Origin of the sequence: Rhodanobacter sp. MP1X3, assembly GCF_014207165.1 — a bacterium.
Taxonomy (GTDB): domain Bacteria; phylum Pseudomonadota; class Gammaproteobacteria; order Xanthomonadales; family Rhodanobacteraceae; genus Rhodanobacter.
Genome location: NZ_JACHCO010000002.1, coordinates 374,847 through 398,329 on the forward strand (window position 1 = coordinate 374,847; position 23,483 = coordinate 398,329).

At 61.5% G+C, this 23,483-nt stretch carries 19 protein-coding genes, 2 pseudogenes and 1 riboswitch; of the genes and pseudogenes, 16 read left to right on the top strand and 5 right to left on the bottom strand.

The genetic code is table 11. From position 1 onward, the window contains the following. The first annotated feature begins 48 nt into the window (after positions 1 to 48). The 3 genes from HDE79_RS08200 (at position 49) to HDE79_RS08210 (ending at position 3,722) form a co-directional block, all read left to right on the top strand. The gene (locus tag HDE79_RS08200; RefSeq protein ID WP_255488330.1) at positions 49 to 564 is read left to right on the top strand and encodes a hypothetical protein; all 516 of its coding nucleotides are present in this window, start codon (positions 49 to 51) and stop codon (positions 562 to 564) included. Positions 565 to 686: 122 nt separating this feature from the next. Beyond that, the gene (locus tag HDE79_RS08205; RefSeq protein ID WP_221440080.1) at positions 687 to 2,468 is read left to right on the top strand and encodes a DUF885 domain-containing protein; all 1,782 of its coding nucleotides are present in this window, start codon (positions 687 to 689) and stop codon (positions 2,466 to 2,468) included. A 99-nt stretch (positions 2,469 to 2,567) separates the two neighbouring features. Beyond that, positions 2,568 to 3,722 carry a DUF2235 domain-containing protein gene (locus tag HDE79_RS08210; RefSeq protein WP_184601450.1) on the top strand — a complete coding sequence of 385 codons (1,155 nt, stop codon included), beginning with the start codon at positions 2,568 to 2,570 and terminating at the stop codon, positions 3,720 to 3,722. Between the two features lie 36 nt (positions 3,723 to 3,758). Here HDE79_RS08210 and HDE79_RS08215 read toward each other — a convergent pair whose 3' ends face one another. Further along, positions 3,759 to 5,027, bottom strand: coding sequence for a multidrug effflux MFS transporter (locus HDE79_RS08215; protein WP_184601451.1), 1,269 nt, complete (start codon positions 5,025 to 5,027; stop codon positions 3,759 to 3,761). 125 nt (positions 5,028 to 5,152) lie between these two features. Then, positions 5,153 to 5,260, top strand: a riboswitch (Fluoride riboswitch). A 72-nt stretch (positions 5,261 to 5,332) separates the two neighbouring features. Here HDE79_RS08215 and crcB point away from each other — a divergent pair. From crcB to HDE79_RS08235, 4 genes are all read left to right on the top strand, one after another. Beyond that, complete coding sequence (gene crcB / locus HDE79_RS08220; protein ID WP_184601452.1) at positions 5,333 to 5,719, top strand: fluoride efflux transporter CrcB; 387 nt, start codon at positions 5,333 to 5,335, stop codon at positions 5,717 to 5,719. A gap of 46 nt (positions 5,720 to 5,765) precedes the next feature. After that, positions 5,766 to 6,104, top strand: coding sequence for a DUF190 domain-containing protein (locus HDE79_RS08225; RefSeq protein ID WP_184601453.1), 339 nt, complete (start codon positions 5,766 to 5,768; stop codon positions 6,102 to 6,104). 72 nt (positions 6,105 to 6,176) lie between these two features. Then, positions 6,177 to 7,295, top strand: a complete 1,119-nt coding sequence (cfa, locus tag HDE79_RS08230; protein ID WP_184601454.1) for a cyclopropane fatty acyl phospholipid synthase — start codon at positions 6,177 to 6,179, stop codon at positions 7,293 to 7,295. Between the two features lie 110 nt (positions 7,296 to 7,405). Beyond that, entirely contained in the window at positions 7,406 to 8,290 is an 885-nt protein-coding gene (locus HDE79_RS08235) for a TraB/GumN family protein (protein ID WP_184601455.1), read from the top strand. A gap of 28 nt (positions 8,291 to 8,318) precedes the next feature. Here the strand turns inward: HDE79_RS08235 and HDE79_RS08240 are convergent, their stop codons facing one another. Beyond that, positions 8,319 to 8,867 carry a hypothetical protein gene (locus HDE79_RS08240; RefSeq protein WP_184601456.1) on the bottom strand — a complete coding sequence of 183 codons (549 nt, stop codon included), beginning with the start codon at positions 8,865 to 8,867 and terminating at the stop codon, positions 8,319 to 8,321. A 119-nt stretch (positions 8,868 to 8,986) separates the two neighbouring features. On the opposite strand from HDE79_RS08240, the gene parC reads away from it, so the two are divergent. Further along, entirely contained in the window at positions 8,987 to 11,227 is a 2,241-nt protein-coding gene (gene parC / locus HDE79_RS08245) for a DNA topoisomerase IV subunit A (RefSeq protein WP_184601457.1), read from the top strand. 100 nt (positions 11,228 to 11,327) lie between these two features. Next, entirely contained in the window at positions 11,328 to 11,867 is a 540-nt protein-coding gene (locus HDE79_RS08250; protein WP_184601458.1) for a hypothetical protein, read from the top strand. A gap of 27 nt (positions 11,868 to 11,894) precedes the next feature. Here HDE79_RS08250 and HDE79_RS08255 read toward each other — a convergent pair whose 3' ends face one another. Further along, positions 11,895 to 12,383, bottom strand: a complete 489-nt coding sequence (locus HDE79_RS08255) for an 8-oxo-dGTP diphosphatase (RefSeq protein ID WP_184601459.1) — start codon at positions 12,381 to 12,383, stop codon at positions 11,895 to 11,897. Positions 12,384 to 12,571: 188 nt separating this feature from the next. Here HDE79_RS08255 and HDE79_RS08260 point away from each other — a divergent pair, with 188 nt between their 5' ends. The 7 genes and pseudogenes from HDE79_RS08260 (at position 12,572) to HDE79_RS08290 (ending at position 21,169) form a co-directional block, all read left to right on the top strand. Beyond that, the gene (locus HDE79_RS08260; protein WP_255488331.1) at positions 12,572 to 13,327 is read left to right on the top strand and encodes a phosphodiester glycosidase family protein; all 756 of its coding nucleotides are present in this window, start codon (positions 12,572 to 12,574) and stop codon (positions 13,325 to 13,327) included. Further along, positions 13,324 to 15,741 carry a penicillin acylase family protein gene (locus HDE79_RS08265; protein WP_184601461.1) on the top strand — a complete coding sequence of 806 codons (2,418 nt, stop codon included), beginning with the start codon at positions 13,324 to 13,326 and terminating at the stop codon, positions 15,739 to 15,741. Before HDE79_RS08260 ends, HDE79_RS08265 begins: the two co-directional genes overlap by 4 nt. A 91-nt stretch (positions 15,742 to 15,832) precedes the next feature. Beyond that, positions 15,833 to 15,937: pseudogene (locus HDE79_RS08270) on the top strand (transposase); the annotation flags it as partial. 753 nt (positions 15,938 to 16,690) lie between these two features. Further along, positions 16,691 to 18,784 carry a TonB-dependent siderophore receptor gene (locus HDE79_RS08275; RefSeq protein ID WP_255488332.1) on the top strand — a complete coding sequence of 698 codons (2,094 nt, stop codon included), beginning with the start codon at positions 16,691 to 16,693 and terminating at the stop codon, positions 18,782 to 18,784. 39 nt (positions 18,785 to 18,823) lie between these two features. Continuing rightward, positions 18,824 to 19,141, top strand: coding sequence for an iron uptake protein (locus HDE79_RS08280; RefSeq protein WP_184601462.1), 318 nt, complete (start codon positions 18,824 to 18,826; stop codon positions 19,139 to 19,141). A 14-nt stretch (positions 19,142 to 19,155) separates the two neighbouring features. After that, positions 19,156 to 20,826 carry a PepSY-associated TM helix domain-containing protein gene (locus HDE79_RS08285; protein WP_184601463.1) on the top strand — a complete coding sequence of 557 codons (1,671 nt, stop codon included), beginning with the start codon at positions 19,156 to 19,158 and terminating at the stop codon, positions 20,824 to 20,826. Further along, on the top strand, positions 20,819 to 21,169 hold the full coding sequence (locus HDE79_RS08290) for a DUF3325 domain-containing protein (protein ID WP_184601464.1): 351 nt from the start codon (positions 20,819 to 20,821) through the stop codon (positions 21,167 to 21,169). Before HDE79_RS08285 ends, HDE79_RS08290 begins: the two co-directional genes overlap by 8 nt. 309 nt (positions 21,170 to 21,478) lie before the next feature. Here the strand turns inward: HDE79_RS08290 and HDE79_RS21930 are convergent. Both HDE79_RS21930 and HDE79_RS08300 read right to left on the bottom strand, forming a co-directional pair. Beyond that, positions 21,479 to 22,059: pseudogene (locus HDE79_RS21930) on the bottom strand (transposase); the annotation flags it as partial. A 121-nt stretch (positions 22,060 to 22,180) separates the two neighbouring features. Further along, entirely contained in the window at positions 22,181 to 23,053 is an 873-nt protein-coding gene (locus tag HDE79_RS08300) for a hypothetical protein (RefSeq protein ID WP_184601466.1), read from the bottom strand. Between the last annotated feature and the right edge of the window lie 430 nt (positions 23,054 to 23,483).

The following is a 23,483-nucleotide window of genomic DNA, read 5'->3' on the forward strand; positions in this document are numbered from 1 at the left end:
TCGCCGGAGCGCTGAAATCCGGTACGCCGTCTGATCTGGCAACACCTCATGCATCCTCAAACCCAAGCCAGCACCTCCCCGGGCGAGCCGGTCGACAACGACCCGGCGAATACCGTGCTGCGCGTCGGCCAGCTCGGCTTCGATGCACCTGCGACCTTGCTCGCCACCTTCGGCCTGAAGCTTGAACGCGTCGCCGATAACGAGCCGATTCCCGGCAGTTTCTGGGGTGACGAGGAAGCCGGCATCATCGGCATCACGGTTTACGCACGTGACGACACGCCGGTGCACTCGCTGCTGCACGAAGCCGGGCACCTGATCGTGTTGCCTGAGGAAAGACGTCCGGACGTCCATACCGACGCCACTGATTCGATCGAGGAAGAAGACGCGACCTGCTACCTGCAGATCGTGCTGGCCGACCGTCTGCCCGGTGTCGGCCGCGAACGGCTGATGGCCGATATGGACGCCTGGGGCTATTCGTTCCGGATGGGCTCGACACGTGCATGGTTCGAGCAGGATGCGGCTGATGCACGCGCGTTTCTGCTGGAACGCGGCCTACCCTGCTGAGCGTTGGCCGGAGCACATCAACCCGTCCCGTCTGAGCGCCAACGCCATAGGCAGACTCTGCTAATGTTGGCCGCTTATTTGGCTGCTGCGCTGGTCAGCGGCATAGGCTCGGGAGAACACTGATGATGAAGCTTACACAGGCGCTGATCGGCACGCTCGCCATCATGGCGCTTGGCAATTCTGTCGCTGCAGCGGAAACCACAGCTGCCGCCGTGCCGGTGACATCCGCTGCAGACCAGACATTCACCCGCCTGTCCGACAGCTATTTCGACAGCTATTACTTCCCCACCAATCCCACCACGGCCACCGCCGACGGCCTGCACGACTTCGACGCCAAGCTGGAGGACTACTCGCGCGCCGGCGTCGATGCCAACGTCAAGGCGTTGCAGCAGTGGCAGACGAAGGTAGCCGCCGTCGATCCGACGAAGCTCGGCGAGCGTGTGCGCGGTGACCGCGAGCTGGTGCTGAACAATATTCGCAGCACCTTGCTCACCCTGCAGACAATCCGCCCCTGGCAGAAAAATCCGGACATCTATTCCAGCGGCATCACCAACAGCGCCTTCACCCTGATGGAGCGCAAGTTCGCGCCGCCGGAAACGCGACTGCGTGACTTGATCGCGCGCGAACAGTTGATGCCGGCGGTGCTCGCCGACGCCCACAAGAACCTCGACAATCCGCCGCTTATCTACACCCAGATCGCGCTGCAGCAGCTGCCCGGCCTGGTGCAGTTCTTCCAGAAAGATGTGCCATCGGCATTTACTGATGTCACTGATGCTGCGCTGAAAAAGCAGTTCGCCGACAGCAACGCCGCGGTAATCAAGTCGCTGCAGGATTACCAGACCTGGCTGAAAACCGAAGTGCTGCCGCGCTCGCACGGCGATTTCCGCATCGGTGCCGCCGCGTTTCGCGACAAGCTCAAGTACGACGAGATGGTCAATATCCCGCTGGACCAGTTGATCGCGATCGACATGGCCAACATGAAGCAGAACCAGCAGGCCTTTGCCGAAGTCGCCAAGCAGCTCGATCCCAGCAAGACGCCGCAGCAGGTGCTGGCCGAGCTGGGTTCCGACTATCCCGCGTCGGACAAGATTCTCGATACCTTCCGCGCCACATTCAACAACCTGGTCGGCTTTATCCAGCAGAAGCAGATCATCACCATTCCCTCCGACGTGCGTCCGATCGTGGAGGAAACGCCGCCATTCATGCGTGCGATCACGTTCGCCTCGATGGACACACCGGGACCGTACGAGACTGTGGCCAAGGAGGCCTACTTCAACGTCACCCTGCCCGAGCCAGACTGGACGGCGCAGCGCACGAAAGAGTTCATGGCGCAATTCAGCTACCCGGTCATTTCCGCGATCGCCACGCATGAGGCCTATCCCGGCCACTACATCCAGTTCCTGTGGATGCACAAACTGGACGACCGCGCACGCAAGCTGCTTGGCGCCACCACCAACGTGGAAGGCTGGGCGCATTACTGCGAGCAGATGATGCTCGATGAAGGGCTGGCGGCTTATGTCTATCCGAACGACAAGCATCAGCAACTGCTGCTGCGACTGGGCCAGTTGCAGGATGCGCTGCTGCGCAACGCGCGCTTCGTCGTCGGCATCAAGCTGCACACCGGTCAGATGACGATGGACCAGGCGATCGATTTCTTCGTCAAGCAGGGCTACCAGTCGCGCACGGTCGGCGAAGTGGAAACCAAGCGCGGCACCTCCGATCCAACCTATCTGTACTACACGCTGGGCAAATTGCAGATCATGAAGCTGCGCACCGACCTGGCCGCGAAGGAAGGCAAAAATTTCAACCTGCAGCAGTTCCACGACAGCTTCATGCAGCAGGGTTTTGCACCGATCGCGATCGTGCGCGAGGCGATGCTGCACGACAAGTCGCCAACGCTTTGAGCGTATCCGCGGCGGGATCATTCTCGCCGCGGGACTGGCCGTGCTGATTCTCGAGTTTTAAAGTTCTCCCAGCCACATCGCTTTGCACTGGAGGGCACCGTGACGACTCGCCGACTTGCGCTGCTGTTCGACGGCACCTGGAACAAGCCCGAGTCGAATACGAACGTGGAACGGCTGCGGCGCCTGATCGCGCCCAACGATGCGGTAGGCCTGCCGCAACTGGTGAATTACATTCCAGGCGTGGGCGTGTCGCCCGGCATCACCCATTTGCTGGGCGGCGCATTCGGCTACGGCCTGTCGAACAACGTGCTCGACGGCTACCACTGGCTTTGCGAAACCTGGACACGCGGGGATGAGCTTTATCTTTTCGGCTTCAGCCGCGGCGCCTATACCGCGCGCAGCCTTTGCGGAATGATCCGCAAGTGCGGGCTACTCAAACGCGATGCGCTCGGCCGAGTGGACAAGTCCGCCGTATCCGATGCCTATGATTTCTATCGCAACACAGCGATCAAGCCGGACGATCTCGGCGCGATGGACTATCGTGTGGCACATTCGATCGAAATAGACGTCCACTTTATCGGCGTGTGGGATACGGTCGGCTCGCTCGGCATTCCCGATACTTCATCGTGGTTCCCATTCGCACGCTCGCGCTATCGATTCCACGACACCGAATTGAGCAAGATCGTGAAGTATGCGTATCACGCGCTGGCACTGGATGAGCATTGCGCCGACTACGCACCAACGGTATGGACACGTAATCCGTACACAACAAAGCCGGGTGAAAGCATCACCTCGAAAAGGGTCGAACAGATCGAGATCGAGCAGCGCTGGTTTATCGGCTCGCATGCCGACGTCGGCGGCGGCAACGATCACGACGGTGCCGGGCGCACACCCGACCCGCTGCCGGATCTACCGCTGGCGTGGCTTCAACGCAAGGCCATCGAAGTGGGGCTGGCCTGCAGCGAAATCGTGATTCCGGACGCCGACGCGGATACCGGGGTACCACGCAATTCGTATGTGGAATTCATGCATGGCATCTACAAATATTTCAAAGCGCCGCTAAACCGTACCTTCGGCACCGGGGTGAACGAAACCGTGGACGAATCGGTGTGGCAACGCTGGCGTATCGATTCCGACTATCGGCCGCCAACCTTGGTCAGGGCACTCGCCGACGCCGTTTTAATGCCACCCGTCGTAGTGACCGAACCCCCTCCGGCATCGAACGATCTGGCAATGTCCGACCAGGATGCATGAACCCGGCACTCGCAGGCTCGCAGGAGCAGCGAAAAACTAAAGCGGCTCGGCGATTTCCGCCTGCAGAGTCACGCTGGCATCCGCTGTCGCCAGCGACCGATCCAGCGAACGCTGACTGATGCTGCAATACCACCACCAGGACAGCATGCCGCATACGCTCAGAGCCGATGCACCCAGCGCCAGTGGCAACATGCCGCTTGAAAGCAGCGGCGAGAGCACGCCGGCGACGGCGCTGCACAAGATCAGGCTGGCAAACGCCTGTACGGAAGAAATGCTGCCACGCTGGTTGGGGAAGCGATCCAGCAACAACAAGGTCAGCGTCGGAAATGCCAGTTGCACACCGATGCCTTCAAGGGTCAGCGGCAACATTGACCACGGCAGCTGCGGCTCGCGGAATATCAGCGCCAATAAAATATGCAACGCGCACGCTGACAATAGCGCGGCATAACCGAGGTTCACCGTAAAACGTGCGCTGCGTCGCTCCGCCATCCGCCCGGATAGCCACGCGCCGCCCACCAGGCCAATCACCACCGGCATGAACAGCCATGGGAAACCTGCCGCCGAAAGATGCAGCAGTTCGCGCACGATGCGCGGCGCCGAGGAAATATAGAGAAACAGTCCGGCAAAATTGACCGAACTGGAGATCAGCAGCGGCCAGAACGCGCGATCACGGCTGAAGGACAGGTAGCTCGCCAGCAGCGGTCGTGGCGAAAACGACGTGTGTCGCGACGGCGGATGGCTCTCCTCCAGCAACAACAGCAAGGCCAGCGACAGCAGCGCGGTGAACACCGTCAGTACCCAGAAAATGCCGTGCCAGCCACCGAATCCCAGCAGGAGGGCGCCAACCATCGGCGCGATCACCGGGGCCACGCCGAAGATCATCATCACCCGCGACATCAGTCGCTGCGCGTCGGCGCCTTGGAAGGTGTCGCGGATCACTGCCCGCCCCACGACCAGACCCGCGCCGGCACACATGCCCTGCAGGCCACGACAAACCAGCAGCATAGGGAACGAGGTCGACATCGCCGCACCGGCGGAGGCGAACGCATACACCAGCATGCCCGTGGCAATGACCGGCTTGCGGCCGATCGCGTCGGAGATCGCGCCATGGAACAGGCTCATCGAGGCATAAGTGATCAGATATACGCTGATCAACTGCTGTAGGGCGACATCATCCACATGGAAACGCGCGCCGATCAGCGGGAATGCTGGAAACACCGCGTCGATCGAGAACGGACCGATCATCGACAACCCGGCAAGCAGCCACGGCAGGCTGCGCCGCACAGCGCGATGAGAGGAATTCATGACGACAATGGCTACTTGGAAAAAGGCTGCGCAAGTATAAGACAGCCCGCGAACCAGACACGCTTGACGATGCGCCCGCCAGATCGACTAGGATAAGCGCTGGATCAACGATCGCACTCTGTGACCGAATCCAGGGAGATGGCATACCTCCCGTCCTGTTGACGCTACCAGCCTCGGCAGAGCAAACCACCTCACGCGTGACCAGCGACGAGGTTGATGATGCCTGCACCACCGGCTTCCGGCGGCGCAGGCGTGCCTGCTACCGCGGCAACCGGACACTTTTGGATTTTGTCAGGAGACGCGTTATGGGGTTCACCGGAATTGTTGCCGTCGGCGTTGGTGGTGCCTTGGGCTGCTGGCTGCGCTGGGGTCTTGGCTTATTGCTCAACCCGATGTTTCCCACGCTACCGCTGGGCACGCTGGCCGCGAATCTCGCCGGCGGCTTGATGATGGGTTGCGTGATGGGGGTGTTCGATCACTTCCAGACGCTGCCGCCTGAGCTGCGGCTATTCGTGTTCACCGGCTTTCTGGGCGGCTTGACCACCTTTTCCACTTTCTCGGCCGAGGCAACGACGCTGCTGCTGCGCCAGCAGTATTTCTGGTTTGGCAGTCATGTGGCCGCGCACCTGATTGGTTCGCTGACAATGACCGTGATCGGTCTGATGCTTACGCGCAGCGTGCTGCGTCATTGATCCCGGAGATCGCCATGAATGGCGTAATCGATATGAGGTGATTGCCATGAATCAGGAAACGCTTCAACAGGGTGCGCATCTCTACTTCTACTGCCACGCACATACCAAGCACAACGGCATCTTGCTGACCGAGTGGCTGCTGGAACAGGCCAAGAAGCACGGCCTTGGCGGTGGCTCGGTATTCCGCGCCATTGCCGGGTTCGGCCGACACGGCGTGCTGCACGAAGAGCAGTTCTTCGAACTGGCCGATGACTTGCCGGTCAAGATCGAGTTTCTGCTTGCCGACGAGCAGGCCGACGCGCTGCTGCAACTGGTACGCGACGCTGGCGTCGACGCCGTCTATGCACGTTCACCGGCAAGCTTTGCCTTGCTCGGTACAAAGTAGGCATCACGATGTCCGGCGGCTCTCTTCATCGTCGCTTGCTCAAACCAAACCCAGATTCCTATTGAGGAACGCATGAGTCAGGACACTCTGAAAGAGCGCGCCAGCGCCTTGCTCGACCACGCCGGCATTCATCTGAACGGCAATGCATCAACCGATCTGCGCGTACATGACGAACGCCTTTACGCTCGTGTGTTCGCCCACGGCTCGCTAGGCCTTGGCGAGTCCTATATGGACGGCTGGTGGGATGCGGATGATCTGCCAGCGCTTTGCACCAAGCTGCTCACCGCCGGGCTCGATCAGGAGCTGAAGACTCTCGACACCCTGCTCGCCCATCTCAAGGCGCGCTTCCTCAACTTGCAGCGCGGCGAGCGCGCATTCGAGGTCGGCAAGGTCCATTACGACCTCGGCAACGACCTGTTCCACGCCATGCTCGGCAAGCGGATGGTCTACTCCTGCGGTTACTGGGCCGAAGCGGACAATCTCGACGACGCGCAGGCCGCCAAGCTCGATCTGATCTGCCGCAAGCTGCAGCTCAAGCCGGGGCAACGCGTATTGGACATCGGCTGTGGCTGGGGCGAGGCGCTGAAGTATGCCGCCGAGCACTACGGCGTTGAAGGCGTCGGCATCACCATCTCGCAGGAACAGGCCGAGTACGCGCGGCAGCTGTGCGCCGGGCTGCCGATCGAGATCCGCCTGCAGGATTACCGCGAGATCAACGAGCGCTTCGACGCGGTGTATTCCATCGGCATGTTCGAGCATGTCGGCGGCAGAAACTACCGCGCTTATTTCGACGCCGTGCGACGCTGCCTCAAGGACGATGGCCTCTCGCTGCTGCACACCATCGGCAGCAATGGTCAGCCGGCGCAAACCGACCCCTGGATCGAGAAATACATTTTCCCGAACTCGATGATCCCCGCCGCCAGCGAGGTCACCGCGGCACTGGAAGATCTGTTCGTGGTCGAGGACTGGCACAACTTCGGCACCGACTACGACCGCACGGTCACAGCCTGGCGCCACAACGTGGAGGCGGCGTGGCCCATGTTGCCGGCCAGCTACGACGAACGGTTCCGTCGGATGTGGCGCTACTACCTGGCGGTTTCCGCCGCGGTGTTTCGCAGCCGGCGCGATCAGCTGTGGCAGCTCACGCTGAGCCCGCACGGCGTGGCAGGCGGGTATCGCGTGCCACGCTGATTTGTCCAAACGCTGTGCGCGTTTTTTGCATCGCCACGACTGTCGCTTCGTGCCACCATCATTCATAGCGTCGTGGCGCATTCGCGCCATCGTTTACCGCAAGGACGATCATGCCCCTGTTTTGCCGTCGCCATCTCCTTCGCCTCGGGGCCCCCGCGCTGCTGGCGCTGGCGCTCGCAACAACCGCTTTCGCGCAACCGGCGCTGTGGGCAGTAAAAAGCGCGACCACGACAGTCTATCTGTTCGGTACCGTGCATCTGCTTCCCACCGATACCGACTGGCACTACCCGGTGCTGGACAAGGCGCTGGCTGCGAGTGATTCGCTGACCATCGAGCTGACCGACGATAACCCGGCAAATATGCAGGCGCTGGTAATGCAGTACGGGCTCGACCCTACGCACCTACTGTCCGACCAGCTCACCACGGCTGAAAATGCCACGCTGGCCAAGGCTGCGGAAACCGCCGGCATCCCCGGTGGCACGCAGACCATCGAGATCATGCGACCATGGCTGGCGGCGCTCACGCTGGCTATGGCACCGCTGATCAAGGCAGGCCTCGATCCAGCGCATGGCGTCGACAAGCTATTGCAGGCGCAGATGGTCAAGGCCGGCAAACCGGTCAACGGGCTGGAAACCTCCGAACAACAGATCCGCTTTCTGGCCGACCTGTCGCCCGAACTACAGCTGGATTTTCTCCGCTCGACTCTGCACGACGTCGACAAGGACAGTACCGAGCTGACCAGCCTGATCAGCGCCTGGAAAGCCGGCGATACCGCTGCCATCGCGCGCCTGGAAGACGAGGATGTACGCAAGGAATCACCGGAGCTGTATGAAACCCTGATCGTCGATCGCAACAAGGCTTGGGCGACAAAAATTGCCGCCTTGCTGCAGCATCCCGGCACCGTCTTCATCGCCGTCGGCGCCGCGCATCTGGCTGGCCCGGATAGTGTGCAGGCTCAATTAGCCAAGGTGGGAATCACCACGCAGACCCGCTGATCCTGTCGCACGCGCAGATCGCGGAGGCTCAAAAACTTGCCGTGAGCTTCGTAGTATGGATGCTGTTTTGACCAATGCGGATGGTGTACGAGTCCATCTTGCCCAGGTCCTTGTAGGAAACGCTCATGCTTGTGGCAACGGCATTTTGCTGTTTGTTATTACTGTTCGTCTTACCCGCTTTCTTGCCATGCGAGCCTGGCACGACAACCGGCGGTGGCGGTGGCGGTGCGGTGGCGATTTCAATGCTGTAAGCGTGGCCCGGCTGCACGTCCTTGATATCGAACGAAAGCCAGTTGATGTCATTCGCGTGGGAAGCGACCACGCCCACATGGTGCTCTCCGGGCAAAACGCGCACCCACACCGTATTGCCGGCGTTGTAAGGGTTCCAGGTACTCCTGTCGTCAACCCGGATAATCCCGCAAGTGAAGCCGGGTACCTCCGCGCAAGAGAAAATCGCCGTATCCGAAAGCGGATGCCGCTTGTCGGCATAGGCGATCTTCGGATGTTTGTCGATGATCGAGGCGCAACCCGCCAGCAGTGCGCAAGCCAAAACCGCCATATTGCGTAGATAGTGCATCGGCCTCACCTTGGATTGCGGCCACGTTTGTCCGCTTTGATTCTAGCCTAACCGACTCTTCATCTGGCACCATCGACCGGCTACGTGCCCTGCCGCGTACCCCTGATCGAAACCAAGCCATGAACCTGCAAGCCAATTACGAACAGATCCCGCTCAAGGAATACGCAGAGCGGGCCTACCTCGACTACTCGATGTACGTGGTGCTGGACCGCGCCCTGCCCTTCGTCGGTGACGGCCTGAAGCCGGTGCAGCGCCGCATCATCTACGCGATGAGCGAGCTGGGCCTGGCCGCCACCGCCAAGCCAAAGAAATCCGCCCGCACCATCGGCGACGTGATCGGCAAGTTCCATCCGCACGGCGACAGCTCCTGCTACGAAGCGATGGTGCTGATGGCGCAACCGTTCTCGTATCGCTACCCACTGGTCGACGGCCAAGGCAATTTCGGCTCGCCGGACGATCCGAAAAGCTTCGCCGCGATGCGGTATACGGAATCCCGCCTGAGTCCGATCGCCGAGGCCCTGCTGGGCGAGCTAGGCCAGGGTACGGTCGACTGGGTACCGAACTTCGACGGCACCATGGACGAGCCGAGCTGGCTGCCCTCGCGCGTGCCGCATGTGCTGCTCAATGGTTCGATGGGCATTGCCGTGGGCATGGCCACCGACATCCCGCCGCACAACCTGCGCGAGCTGGCCAGCGCCTGCATCCGCCTCCTGGACGATCCCGATGCCACCGTCGCCGACCTGTTCGAGCACGTGCGCGGGCCGGATTACCCAACCGAAGCCGAAATCATCACCCCGCGCAGCGATCTGCTGACGATGTACCAGAACGGCATCGGCTCGGTGCGCGCCCGCGCGGTCTACCAGCGTGAGGAAGGCAACACAGTGATCACCGCGCTGCCGCATCAGGTCAGCCCGTCGAAAATCCTCGAGCAGATCGCCGCGCAGATGCGTGCCAAAAAACTGCCGATGATCGAGGACCTGCGCGACGAGTCCGATCACGAGAATCCCATCCGCCTGGTCATCGTGCCGCGCTCCAACCGCGTCGATGCCGACGAGATGATGCAACACCTGTTCGCTACCACCGATCTGGAAAAGAGTTTCCGCGTCAATCTCAACATGATCGGCCTGGACGGCCGGCCGCAGGTGAAGGATCTCAAGCGCATCCTCAGCGAATGGCTGAGCTTCCGCACCAGCACGGTCACGCGTCGACTCGAGCACCGACTGGCCAAGGTCGAACGCCGCCTGCACCTGTTGGAAGGCCTGCGCATCGCCTACCTCAATCTCGATGAGGTGATCCGCATTGTGCGCACCGAAGATGAGCCGAAAGACGTGCTGATGGCGCGCTTCAAGCTCAGCGAAGAGCAGACCGACTACATCCTCGAAACCCGCCTGCGCCAGCTGGCCCGGCTCGAGGAAATGAAGATCACCGCCGAGCGCGACCAGCTCGAAGAGGAGCGCGCCAAGATCAACGTGCTGCTGAAGTCCCCCGCCAAATTGAAGAGCCTGATCAAGGAAGAGTTGCGCGCCGATGCCGCCAAGTTCGGCGACGACCGCCGCTCGCCGCTGGTGCAGCGCGACGCCGCGCAGGCGCTGGACGAAAGTGCGCTGGTGGTCAGCGAGCCGGTGACCGTGGTGCTGAGCCAGAAGGGCTGGGCCCGCGCGGCCAAGGGCCATGACATCGACGCCGAAGGCCTGAACTACCGCGACGGCGACGGCCTGCTGGCGTCGGTGAAGGCGCGCACCACCCAGCAGGTGGCCTTTATCGACTCCACCGGCCGCAGCTATTCCACACCAGCCCACACGCTGCCTTCGGCGCGCGGCAACGGCGAGCCGCTGACCGGCCGCTTCAGCCCGGCCGGTGGCGCCAGCTTCGACGCGGTGATCGCCGGCGACAACGACACCCGCCTGATCCTGGCCAGCGATTTCGGCTACGGCTTCGTCACCCGCTTCGAATCGCTGACCGGTCGCAACAAGGCCGGCAAGCAGACCATCAGCCTCACCGACAAGGCCAAGGTGCTGGCGCCGCAGATCAGCACCGACCCCGCGCGCGACCGTGTCGTGGTGGTCACCACCGAAGGCCACCTGTTGATGTTCTCGGTCGCCGAACTGCCTGAGCTGGACAAGGGCAAAGGCAACAAGCTGATCGAGATTCCCAAGGCCAAGCTCACCTCCGGCGACGAGCGCGTGGCCGGGGTGGCCGTGGTCAGCGAGGGCAAGGGTGAAGTCACCCTTTACGCTGGTCAGCGTAAACTCACGCTCAAGTGGTCGGATCTGGTGGAATACGGCGGCAATCGGGCTACGCGTGGCGGTTTGCTGCCGCGTGGCCTGCGTCGGGTCGAGCGGATCGAGACCACCGGCTGAGCAACGGCGGCAGGAACTTCCTGCCGCACTGCGCTTTCCAATGTGAATGTACACGCCCAGCCGGCTGGCGCGTTTCACTTGTCAGGTCCTCGGAGCACGTATGAACATCAAGCCATTACTTCTCGCCTCGGCTATCAGCGTGTTGGCGAGCTCCGCGTGGGCGCAATCAACCAACCAACCGCTCAACCTCAAACTGCCCAGCAATCTTCCTGCTGGCAGCAGCACGGCGGCGGCGCCCGCGTCCAGCGCAACAACCGCGAACACGCCCGCACCCACCAGCGTCCATCCCGGCACGGTGGTCAGCAACGGCCGCACCGCAAATACCAGCACGGCGACGAATACGCCCCCCATCAGCACCACCCCGGGCGTCTATTACGGTGATACCAGCGGCCGGCTCGGCGACGACGGCACGGCCGATGCCCAGACCTGCGACGACTCCAAGTTCAACAACGCGCAAGTCCACGGTGCGGTCAGCACGGGAGTGGCCACCGGCAGCCACATGGGGACCAGCACCTATCAAGGCGCGACGGTCAACGTGACCAAAGCCTTCGGCGATTGCGATCATCCGTCCGGCGGCGTCAGTTTCTCGATCAGCGTGAACCAGAACCAGTTCAGCGGCGGCCGTTACCGCGGCTACTGATGGGGCCAAGAAACCACGGCCGGCGGATCACAAACGCGTATACGACCACGACTGCATGCGGCCGTCGCGATACGGCATGACGCCATGGAACGGCCGCGGGTCCTCATCGAATACCAGCGGCAGGAAATGCCGGTCGCCTTCCCACATCGGTAGCGACATGAGCCGGTCGCGCGCCACCCATTCCAGCTTGCCTTCGTCATTGCTTTCGAATGCCGTACCGGCGTAGCTGTCGATCAAAAATATAAAGCCCAGCCAGTCCTCACCGTTCTTGCCGAAGCCGGGCCAGTTGAGGGTGCCACGCAGTTGCATGGATTCGCAGGTGATGCCGGCCTCCTCGAGAATCTCGCGGCGCATGCAGACGGCGATATCCTCGCCCGGCTCCATCTTGCCGCCCAGGCCGTTGTACTTGCCCAGATGCTGATCATCCGGCCGCGCATTGCGATGAATCATCAAAACTTCGCGGCGATCTGGCGAGAGCACATAGCCCAGTGTGGCCACGATCGGGGTGTAAGGCATGGGTTGACGCCGCCAGTAAAACGCCAAGTTTAGCGGCAGACATGGGGCTATGCCTCAGCAAGTGCTGAACGACCCATGCCTGCAGACTTGCGCAGACCCGGCCGGCCGGCGACCATCAGAAGATGCGCCCTCTCACTTCGCCTTCATCCTCTCATCCCTTTGCCTGCCGCCCTTTGTTGCGTTGGGCCTTGGCGTTTGTGTTGCTCACCAACCTGCTCGGCTGCGCTGCGCCTGCGCGGGCAGTCGACAGCAGCGAGCTGACGTTCGACGGGCAAAACTACCGCGTGGTGCATCTGGATCTCAAGCGCGAAAAGCTGAGCCTGCACTGGCGCGACCCGCAGACATCGCAGCCGTTCGGCAGCATCAATGCTCTGCGCCAATGGGGCGAAGCCCATGGCCAGAAGCTGCTGTTCGCGGCCAACGCCGGTATCTACGACAAACAATCCGTGCCGCTGGGCCTGTATGTGGAAAACGGCAAGACCGTGGTGCCGCTGAATCTCAATCACGGCAACCCCGCGTCGGGCAATTTTTCACTACTGCCCAATGGTGTATTTGTGGTCTATCCCGATGGCCACGCCGCCGTGCGCACCAGTAGCGATTTCAAGGCTGACGGTCAGCACGCGCAGTGGGCTAGCCAGTCCGGCCCCATGCTGGTGATTGACGGCAAGCTCAATGATCAGTTCATCGACGCTTCCGACAGCATGAAGTGGCGCAGTGGCGTCTGTGTAAAAACCTCCAGCGAAGTCGTCTTTGCGGTGAGCGAGACGCCAGTGAATTTCCACACGTTTGGACGGCTATTCAGGGATGAGCTGGGCTGCCAGGACGCGCTGTATCTGGACGGCAGCATTTCGCAGATCTATGTCGACGGCAACGGCTACGCCGGCGCGCCGGCTTTCATGGTGAAGCCGTATGCCGGCATCTTCGCCGTGTTTGTCGCGCAATGACTTCGCTGCGCAGGCACATCGTCAGAAGCTTGCTGGTCGCCATTGTCGTGCTGTTGCTGATCGCCATTATCACGGCATGTTGGTTGCTCGCCGGCAGCCGCGCGCGGCTTGATGGGCAGCGACCGTTTCCCGGCCTGAGCGCCAGGGTCAGCATCGGCCGGGACGCGTTGGGCACCGTCACCATCGATGGTGCCAACCGCGACGACATCAGCTTTGCATTGGGCTATGTGCACGCGCAGGAGCGCTTCTTCGAGATGGACCTGATGCGCCGCATGCCGGCCGGCGAACTGGCTGAGCTGGTCGGGCCTGCTGCACTACCCAGCGACCTCAATCATCGCCGCCACCGCCTGCGTGCCGTGGTCGAAGCCGCGTACGCGCAGCTACCGCCAACGCAGAAGCATCAGCTCGACCGCTACCGTGACGGCGTCAATGCCGGACTTGCCGATCTGCATGTGCGGCCGTGGGAATACCTGCTACTGGGCAGCCAGCCGCAGCCGTGGCGATCGGAAGACAGTGCATTAGTGATTGCCGCGATGTACCTGGATTTGAACGGTGACGGCCGCAACGAGCGCGAGCTGCGACTGGCGCAGATGCGCTCGGTACTGCCCGGCCCACTGGTGGATTTCCTGATGGCGCCCGATCCCGACTGGGAGGCGCCACTGGATAATCAGCTGTCGCCACGACAGGCCGTTCCCGATGCCAGCGTCTTCGACCTGAATCGTCTCGCCACAGTCGACAAACCGACCGACCTCACCGCCGCGCTGCTTCCCGCGCTTGATGCGCCGCGTCCGGGCAGCAACAGCTTTGCTGTCGCCGGCTCGCTCACCGATACCGGTGCCGCGATGGTTGCCAACGACATGCATCTGGGCCTGCGCGTACCAAATATCTGGTTCCGCGCGCGTCTTCGCTATCCCGACGCCAGCGCGCCGAACGGGCAGCGCGATGTCAACGGCGTCACCCTGCCCGGCACACCGGCGATGATCGTGGGCTCTAACGGCCAGATCGCCTGGGGTTTCACCAACAGCTACGGCGACTGGCTGGACTGGGTGCGCGTGCAACGAGACCCGACCAACGCCAGCCGCTACAAGGTGCCCGAAGGCTGGGCCAATATCGACGCCCACGATGAACATATCCACGTCAAAGGCAAACCCGACACCGTTCTGAAAGTCAAGGACACACGCTGGGGTCCGATCATGGCCAGCGATGTCGATGACACGCCGCTGGCGCTGGCCTGGATCGCCGATCAGCCACGCGGCTACAACGTCGCACTGATGCAGCTGGAGCAGACGACCGACGCGCATGCGGCACTCGATCTCGCCCCGCAGTTCGGCATGCCGCCGCAGAATTTCGTGGTCGCCGACAGTACCGGTCATATCGGCTGGACGCTGGCCGGCAACAGCATTCCGCTGCGCGCCACTATTGATCCGCTGCGGCCTTCAGACTGGTCAAAGCCCGGCAGCGGCTGGCAGGGCTGGGCCACACCGGCGCAGTATCCACGCATCGAAAATCCTTCAGATGCGCGTCTGTGGACAGCCAACAACCGAACGGTGAGCGGCGATGCACTGGCTCTGCTCGGCAACGGCGGCCACGACCTTGGTGCCCGCGCACAGCAGATCCGTGACGACTTGCGCGCGCAGAATAAATTTGCTCCGAACAACCTGCTCGACGTACAGCTGGACAACCGCGCCGTGCTGCTGACGCGCTGGCAGCAGCTGCTGCAACAGACACTCGCCGATACGCATGACCCCGAGCTGCAAACGCTACGCCAACTCACCGCCACCTGGCGTGGCCGCGCCGATGTCGACAGTGTCGACTACCGGCTAGTGCGTGCCTTCCGCACACAGGTGACCGAAGTCGTGCTGTCGCCGTTCGTGGCGCGGGTCAAACAACGCTATGGCGACTTTGCGTGGCCGGCCGAAAATGCCGCCGAAGGCGCGGTCTGGAATCTGATCACCACGCAGCCAGCCAACCTGCTCAATCCGACCTATCGCGACTGGCATGCACTTTTGCTTGCTGCCGCCAGCCACGTCGCCAGCGAACTCGACAAGCAGCCTGGCGGCCTCGCTGCGCGAACCTGGGGTGAAAAGAATCGCAGCGACATCAGGCATCCGCTTTCCGTTGCCCTGCCCAAGTGGCTAGGCCGCACCCTCAACATGCCCGACGATCCATTGCCTGGTGACAACAACATGCCGCGCGTCGCCGCTCCCGGCTTCGGCGCCTCCGAGCGCTTCGACGTTGCCCCAGGCCACGAGGCCCAGGGCATCCTCGAAATGCCCGGTGGCCAGAGCGACAACCCGCTATCACCCTACTACGGCGCCGGCCACGCGGACTGGGTCAACGGCAAGCCCACACCGCTGCTGCCAGGACCGACACAACACACGCTGACCCTCGAACCCAGCGCCGTGGCTGAATAACGGTTTCGCGTAATGCGAACGTCGGCTACCGACCTATTCTGTTGAAAAGCTCCGTTGAATCGACCAGTTGAACCTGGTCAACCGGCGTCCCGAAGAAGTGCATCTGAACCTGGCCTACCGCTGGTTCTGCCGCCTTGGCTTGGAAGATTCGATACCCGACAACTTGACGTTCTCGAAGAACCATCACGGCCGATTTCCCTACAACGCCCTGACGGCAAGCCGCTGCGCTGCGATTGGAGGAAGTTCGCAGTGCCGCGCTCGGATATCACCAAAGACGACACCATCATTTCCGATCCAGCGTGCATGACTGCAAGCGTTGTCCGATGAAGGCGCGATGCTCCGAGAGCGGCTCATGCACTGCCTGTTTAGCGGACTAAGGGCTGTTACACCTGAAATTTCGGCCGTTCTGCCTACCGAAATCTAGTCACCGCCCGAGCGCGATCTGTTTGCGCCAGTCGAGCCGCTTCAAGAAACCGAGTTTTCAACGGAATAGACCTAGAGCGGACATCCGCGGGAAGGCCACTCTTCGTCGCATCCATGCATGCGGCAGCGGGTGAGAGATGCCGTAGTCATCCAGCATGTCTGCTGGATCGGTTGTGATGCTCCGGGCCTGGGGCACGGTCTCCAGCCAATGCCATCCCGTGCGGCTGAGGGCGTCGCAAAATATCGCACGTGCGGCTGACGGTTTCGCAAGATATTACTTGAAAGATGATAATCATTCGTATTTAATTGCGGCCCGGTAGAGACCTCCAAGACTCGCACATCGTCACGCGCCGCCGGGTGCAAGCGGCGCGTGCCAGACGCTGCGCCCTCTGCCGCCCATTCCCAAAGAGATACGCCAATGCACCCCTTGCGCTCGATTAGCCGACAATCCGTACGTGCTTGCAAAGTTCATTCTCCATCTGCCTCCAACCTCCTGCGGATCGCTATTTGTCTGGCGTTGGCATGCTTGGCGAGCACGGCACTTGCCGCGCCGCAGGATGCGTCGACAGGCGGACAGGCCGGCAGCGATGGCACAGCAACGGACCTGGACGCGGTTCTGGTCGTCGCCCAGCGTGCCGGTCGAGTCAGCAACGGTGCCACGAATCTTGATCTCGGAATCAAGGACACACCACAGTCGATCAGCGTGGTGAATCAGGGGCAAATGGAGCAATTCGGTGCCACCAGTGTCAACGACGCGCTGCGCCTGGCCACCGGCGTCCAAGTCGACGAGTGGGAAACCAACCGCACCAACTACACCTCGCGCGGTTTCGATATCCAGAACACCCAGATCGACGGCGTCGGCCTGCCCAATAGCTGGGGCATCGCCACCGGCGCGATGGATGATTTCGGCTACGAGAAGCTGGAAGTGATCCGCGGTGCCAACGGTCTGCTGACCGGCGTGGGCAACGCGGCCGGCACGATCAACTACGTGCGCAAGCGCCCGACCAACAAGGAGCAGGGCTCGTTCGGCGTCAGCTACGGCTCATGGGGTACCAAGCGCGTCGAAGCGGATTATTCGACACCGTTCACCACTGATGGCAGCTGGGCCGGGCGCGTGGTCGCCGCACACGAGGACGGCGGTTCGTACCTGCGCGGCAAGGACGACAAGCGCGATTTCCTCTACGGCGTGGTCGATGGACAGGTTGGCGAAAACGGCACGCTGGCGCTCGGCTATTCCTGGCAGAAGGCCAGGACCAACGGCAGCATGTGGGGCGCGCTGAGCTTCATGTACAGCGACGGCAGCCAGGCCGATTGGAACCGCGACGCATCGACCACGCAGGACTGGACCCATTGGAACACCACCAACCAGACCGGCTTCCTCGAATACACCCATCAGCTTGCGCCGGACTGGCAACTGAAGCTGTCCTACAACTACCGCCGTATCGGCAACGACACCAAATTGTTCTACGCCACCGACATCATGGGAACCGGACTGGAGCCGGGCACCAACCTGGGCCTGTACGGCTATCCGTGGGGCGGCGTCGACAAGACGACCGCGCATCTGGGTGCGGCCACGCTCAATGGCCATTTCGAACTGTTCGGTCGTGACCAGGAGGTGGTGCTGGGCGTGAGCGTCGCCAGGGGCGAGGCGGTCAACCAGCAGTATGCCGAGGCACTCTGCGGCGATGATTATTGCGGCTATATCCAGATGCCCGGATTCCCGTGGGCCGGCAACGTGGTCCCCGAGCCACAGTGGGGCGATCTCTCCGTTTACAGCACCTTGAACCAGCGGCTCAAGCGCGCGTTCGGCGTGACCCGGCTTGCGTTGACCGACCGGCTCAAGGCCGTGGTCGGCTTCAACTACGCCAACTACCACCGCGATGGCGCCAACTATGGCGTGGCCTTCAACCAGGCCGAGGGCCATACCAGCCCCTACGGCGGCCTGACCTACGACTTCAACGACCACGTGCTCGGCTATGTCAGCTATTCGGACATCTACCAGCCGCAGGACCAGACCGACAAAAACCAGCGTTATCTCGACCCCACCAAGGGCACGAACTACGAAGTGGGCGTGAAGGCCGATTGGCTCGACAAGCGCCTGCTGACGACGCTGGCCGTGTTCAAGGCCCGGCAGGACGGGCTGGCTACCGGCATCGGCTACAACGACAACGGGCAGTACTACTACGCCGGCGTGGACGTCGAATCCAGGGGCGTCGAATTCGAAGCCACCGGCAAGCTCAGCGACAACCTCGATCTGGTGTTCGGTTATACCACCCTGAAGTTGACCGGCCAGGACGGCGACGACACCTATCGATGGGTGCCGCGCCGCACCGCCAACCTCATGCTCAGCGCCCGCCTACCGAGCTACACCGCGTTGTCCTTCGGCCTCGGCGGGCGCTGGCAGAGCGAGATATCCAATGTGGAAGCCAGTGGTTTCGCCGTGCGCCAGAGCAGCTACGCCGTGCTCAACGGATTCGTCGCCTGGGACTTCCGGTCCAATGCCACGCTGCGCTTCAACGTCAAGAACATCGCCAACGAGAAGTACATCAACACCCTGCGCTACAGCGGCTACTACGGCGCGCCGCGCAATTACATGCTCAGCCTGGACTGGCTGTTCTGACGGCCACTTCGACCACTACAGAAAAACCAACCTGAAGCCATGTCCCCTACGTCTTCCATCTGTGGCCCCTCCCGCACCACAGGCCTGAGCACCACCTCGCGGGTAGGCGCCGCGGTGCTGGGTGGTTATGCCTTCGCCTGGGGCGTGGTGGCCGCGATCACCAGCCTGTTGTTTGCAGTTGGCCTGGAATTCCACGATGCCGAGTTCCTGGGTGCCATCGCGGGATTGCTCGCCTATCTCGTGGTGTTCCTGTGGGCGATCGCAGCTCGCCGGCTGGTGGTGGTCTGGGTCGTGCTGTTAGGTGGCGGCGCGTTGATGACCGCCGCCGGCTCGGCTGTGCAATCGCTGTTGGTCTGAAGCGGAGATCCGTTGTGTTCAATAGCTTTCGCCAATCGATGGCCTGGCTGCACACATGGTTCGGTCTGGTGCTGGGCTTTGTGCTGATGGCCGCGTTCTTCTTCGGTGCCCTGTCAGTGTTCGATCGCGAGATTGATCGCTGGGCCATTCCCGCCACGCGCATGGAGCCGCAGCCCATGCCCTCGTTCGATAAGGTGCTGTTGCCGGCGTTTGAACGCATGCAGCCGACGCGCCAGGCCATGGACGCCATGCGCCCGCGCGTCAGCGGGGACATGCCCAGACGATTCGATACCGTCGTCAATTGGAGCGCCTACACCACTCATCGCGATCCGGTGCTGGCGTTGTATGCCAGCTATGAGGTGCCAAACGCCAAGGATCCGGATGAAGTGATCTGGGTCGATAGCACCATCGATCCCCGCAACGGCAAGGCCCTTCCCGATGACCGCCTGAAGATCGGCAGCGGCTTTTTCTACCCGATGCATTACAGCCTGACGCTGGACTGGAAAAACCTGGGTTTCTGGATCGTCGGTTTTGCTGCGCTGGTCATGCTGGCGGCGCTGGTCAGCGGTGTGGTGATGCACCGCAAGCTGTTCCGCGAGTTCTTTACCTTTCGCCTGGGCAAGTCCCACCTGCGCAGTGTGCTGGACCTGCACAACCTCACCGGCGTGGTGGCGCTGCCATTCCACTTCTTCTTTGCTCTCACTGGCCTGTTGATCTTCGCCGGCACCTATTACTTTCCGGTCGGCGACACACAGCTGCATGGTCTGCACGAGCTGCACGAGCAGGTGGAAGCGCAGGAAACGGGTCTGCCGCACGACCGTGCCGGCGCGCCCGCGGGGTTGGCGTCGGTGGATGCGATGGTCTCCGAGGCGCAGCGCCGCTGGGCGGCGAATGACAAGACCGGCGACGTCGGGTTCCTGATACTGCAGCACGTCGGCGACGCCAACGGCTACGTCAGTGTCTACCGCGCGGGCACAGATCGCATCGCACTGGTGGGCGACGGCGTCCACTTCAAAGCCTCGACCGGGGAGCTGATTCGCGAGGATCCGCCGGCCACACCGGTGGGCCGCATCAGCGAATTCCTCACCGGACTGCACCTGCAGCACTTTCGCCATTGGCTGCTGCGCTGGTTTTATATGTTGGGCGGGTTGACGGGGGCGGTGTGCATTGCGACCGGGTTCGTGTTCTTCGTTGAGAAGCGCAAGCGTCAGCATGCCCAGCAGGGCAGCCAGAGTGCGCGGATTGTGGATGTACTGGCGGTCACCACGGTGACAGGCATGCTGCTGGCGTCGCTGGGAATACTGGTAGCCAATCGCCTACTGCCGGAGGGCTTGGCGGCGCGTGGCGACTGGGAGCGTTGCGCCTTTTGGGCCACTTGGGCGCTGGCGCTATTGCATGCAGGCTGGCGCAGCGCACCGGTTGCGCAAGGGCTCGTCAACCCCGCTTGGCGCGAGCAGTGCTGGGCGATCGCGATGCTTGCGCTGGCGGCCGTGTCGTTGAACTGGATCACGACGGGCGATGATTTGTTACATACCATTACCGCCGGCTACTGGCCCGTCGCCGGCATCGACTTGTTCCTGTTGTCGAGCGCCACAATAGCTCTTCTCGCTTCCCGTACGTTGAGCCGCCGCGCTTCGGTTTCCCAAGCGCGCATGATGACAAGTGCGGAGGCCACGCGTGTCTGAAACCGCACTCGCGGCCTGCATGCTGTCGGCTACATTGCTTGCCAGCGTGGCGGGCATGGGCTGGTTGGCGCTATCTATGCCGGCGCATGCGTTGCAAGTCTGGCCCGGTGCTCTGCCACCGGTGACGTCGCGCCTCTTGCGGTGCACGGGCGCATCGAGCCTCGTCGTCGCATTGGGTCTGTGCCTTGCCGTGGACCACGCCTCCATGGCGGCCCTGGTTTGGGTGATGACCTTGACTGGAGCGTCACTGCTCGTTGCTTTCGCTTTGGCTTGGCGTCCCGGATGGCTGCGCGTGCTCGTCCCGTGGGTGCGTGCGTCACCTCATCCCATGCTCAAATCATAGGCGGGCAGCGTTTACGTTCAACGGGCAGCCCAAGGTCTCAACTCAACTGTCCGTGGAAATGGTAGAGCACCTTGACCGTGATGTAACGATTGCGGCAGATGATCGGGATAGGAAAGGGGCTGATTTCGACCACGCTCGGAGCGACCGCTTCTGGCGTATTCCGTTGAAAAACTCGGTTTCTTGAAGCGGCTCGACTGGCGCAAACAGATCGCGCTCGGGCGGTGACTAGATTTCGGTAGGCAGAACGGTCGACATTTCAGGTTTAGCGGCCCTTAGTCCGCTAAACAGGCAGTGCGTGAGCCGCTCTCGTTTCGGTACCAACCACTGTGCCATTCGGCGTAGGTTTTGCGCTGTTGCCACCAACAAGAACTCATCTTGCGCGCCAAGCAGCCCTCGAAGTCGCAAGCGATCCAGTCGCAGGATGCGCTTGAGGTGCGCGAATAACATCTCGACTTTCTTGCAATCCTTGCGGGACTGCTGGTATTGCGCTGTTGTTACGATCTCCCGGGCAATATCGCGTGCTGCTTCATTGAGCTGGCGAGCAATCTTGCGAATCGGTGTTTTCGGGCAGTACTGCGCCTTCATCAGACAACGCTTGCAGTCATGCACGCTGGATCGGAAATGATGGTGTCGTCCTTGGAGATACCCGAGCGCGGCACTGCGAACTTCCTCCAATCGCAGCGCAGCGGCTTGCCGTCAGGGCAACGATATTGGTTATCTTCTTCGCTTCATCTGAAATCGCTTCGAGAGAAGGTGTCATCCGATCGCTCCGACTTGTCCCATACCGGCACATGAGGTTCGATCGACTTGTCATCGACCATCCAGCCAAGCATTTCGGCACTGCCGTAGGCGGTGTCGCCGATCAGACGCGCGGGCTTGAGATCGAAGCGATCTTAACAACGAGCAGAACGCTTCGCTCAACGAGGCCCGACTTGATGCTGCACGGCCATCAACAGATTAAATGAACGCCTAGGCGCAACGCCCCGGCTTTTTCGGAACAAGCCAGAACACTCAGAATGTCAGCGCTATACCTACTTCAACCCGCTGCATGATCGAGGTCGACTTGGGCTCGGAGAAATCGTTATTGACACCCATGCCATAGCCATAGCGCTGCCAGCGGTAGTCGGCGGTGACGTGAAAATTGTAAGTCAGTGCGTAATCGACACCCAAGCTGAGCATCACGGTATCGTGGTTACCGAGAATAATCGGGCCGTTAGTCCCGTTAATGTACTCACCATTCCCCAGATCGATCAGCCCTTCCAGCGCCGGCGCGTGCACGCTCGCGTTGTACAGGTAGCCCAACTGCGCTTCAGCGCTCAACACCAGCACGTCTGTGACCGCATATTGGCCGATGACACCAGCGCTGATGACACTATGCTTGTAGTACTCGGAATAATCGCCTTCACCGCCTCCATCCAGGCGATCCCAATGATGCTGGGCATAATCCAGATAAGGAATCAGCTGGACCGTTTCATCCTCATTGAGTGTAAAGGCCTTGCCGCCACGAATATTCCAGTCGAACAAGCGCGTTGGCGTACGTTGCGTAACAGGCGTTTGCGCCCCCGTGATCAGGTTCACCAGGGCGCCATCGTAGGTCGTTGAGCCGCTGGCGTAGCTTGCCGATACGGCAAAATACAAATCGCTGATATTCCGCCAGTCACGCTGCGTAGTGGCGTACAGACGGTAAGAGGGTTTGACATCGCCATAGTTACCATCGGCGGTCGCACCGTTAATGAACTCGCTATAGTTCTGGTGTTGCGATCCGAGACTCAGGCCAACCACATTGTTGGCGCTATAAAACGCGTAATTGTCCGTGGCATGGACCACCGGCAACACGCCGACAGCACCAATGGCTGCTGCAAGCGCAACGAGTGCGTGCTTCATAGAATACTTCCCTGTAAACGCGTGGCGTGAATGCCCTAGCGTCGTGCGCGCCAGACTCTACCGGATATCCTAAGCCTTGGCTAGGCGGTTCGCTGTGGTCACCTCGCTTGGTTGCGCTCAGCCAAGTTGGACCGAAACGTCCGGCCCGCCGTTGCGCTGGATTTCACGGCTAACGGTGGACGGCACACGACCCAAGTGGATGGCCATCCAAGCGGATGGACTGTCCGGAAATGACGGCCCGCGAGATATCTTCGCGCTCAGCCAACGTTAACGCTCATCGGGATCGACGGCACAACACCGGTCGTATATCGCCATAACTCAAACTGCGGACATCCGTTTTTCAACGACAGTGGCTGCGTTCACCGGCAAGATTCCAGATAATCCAGCAGGCCATCTCATATTTGTTCGGTCACGGCGGGTTTATCCGCTT

Bases quoted from the DNA above. Each gene is read 5' to 3' on its own strand.
- crcB (WP_184601452.1), top strand. From the start codon at position 5,333: ATGGGGTTCACCGGAATTGTTGCCGTCGGCGTTGGTGGTGCCTTGGGC.
- HDE79_RS08215 (WP_184601451.1), bottom strand. From the start codon at position 5,027: ATGAATTCCTCTCATCGCGCTGTGCGGCGCAGCCTGCCGTGGCTGCTT.
- HDE79_RS08280 (WP_184601462.1), top strand. From the start codon at position 18,824: ATGTCCCCTACGTCTTCCATCTGTGGCCCCTCCCGCACCACAGGCCTG.
- HDE79_RS08235 (WP_184601455.1), top strand. From the start codon at position 7,406: ATGCCCCTGTTTTGCCGTCGCCATCTCCTTCGCCTCGGGGCCCCCGCG.
- parC (WP_184601457.1), top strand. From the start codon at position 8,987: ATGAACCTGCAAGCCAATTACGAACAGATCCCGCTCAAGGAATACGCA.
- HDE79_RS08255 (WP_184601459.1), bottom strand. From the start codon at position 12,383: ATGCCTTACACCCCGATCGTGGCCACACTGGGCTATGTGCTCTCGCCA.
- HDE79_RS08265 (WP_184601461.1), top strand. From the start codon at position 13,324: ATGACTTCGCTGCGCAGGCACATCGTCAGAAGCTTGCTGGTCGCCATT.
- HDE79_RS08225 (WP_184601453.1), top strand. From the start codon at position 5,766: ATGAATCAGGAAACGCTTCAACAGGGTGCGCATCTCTACTTCTACTGC.
- cfa (WP_184601454.1), top strand. From the start codon at position 6,177: ATGAGTCAGGACACTCTGAAAGAGCGCGCCAGCGCCTTGCTCGACCAC.
- HDE79_RS08205 (WP_221440080.1), top strand. From the start codon at position 687: ATGATGAAGCTTACACAGGCGCTGATCGGCACGCTCGCCATCATGGCG.
- HDE79_RS08200 (WP_255488330.1), top strand. From the start codon at position 49: ATGCATCCTCAAACCCAAGCCAGCACCTCCCCGGGCGAGCCGGTCGAC.
- HDE79_RS08250 (WP_184601458.1), top strand. From the start codon at position 11,328: ATGAACATCAAGCCATTACTTCTCGCCTCGGCTATCAGCGTGTTGGCG.
- HDE79_RS08300 (WP_184601466.1), bottom strand. From the start codon at position 23,053: ATGAAGCACGCACTCGTTGCGCTTGCAGCAGCCATTGGTGCTGTCGGC.
- HDE79_RS08240 (WP_184601456.1), bottom strand. From the start codon at position 8,867: ATGCACTATCTACGCAATATGGCGGTTTTGGCTTGCGCACTGCTGGCG.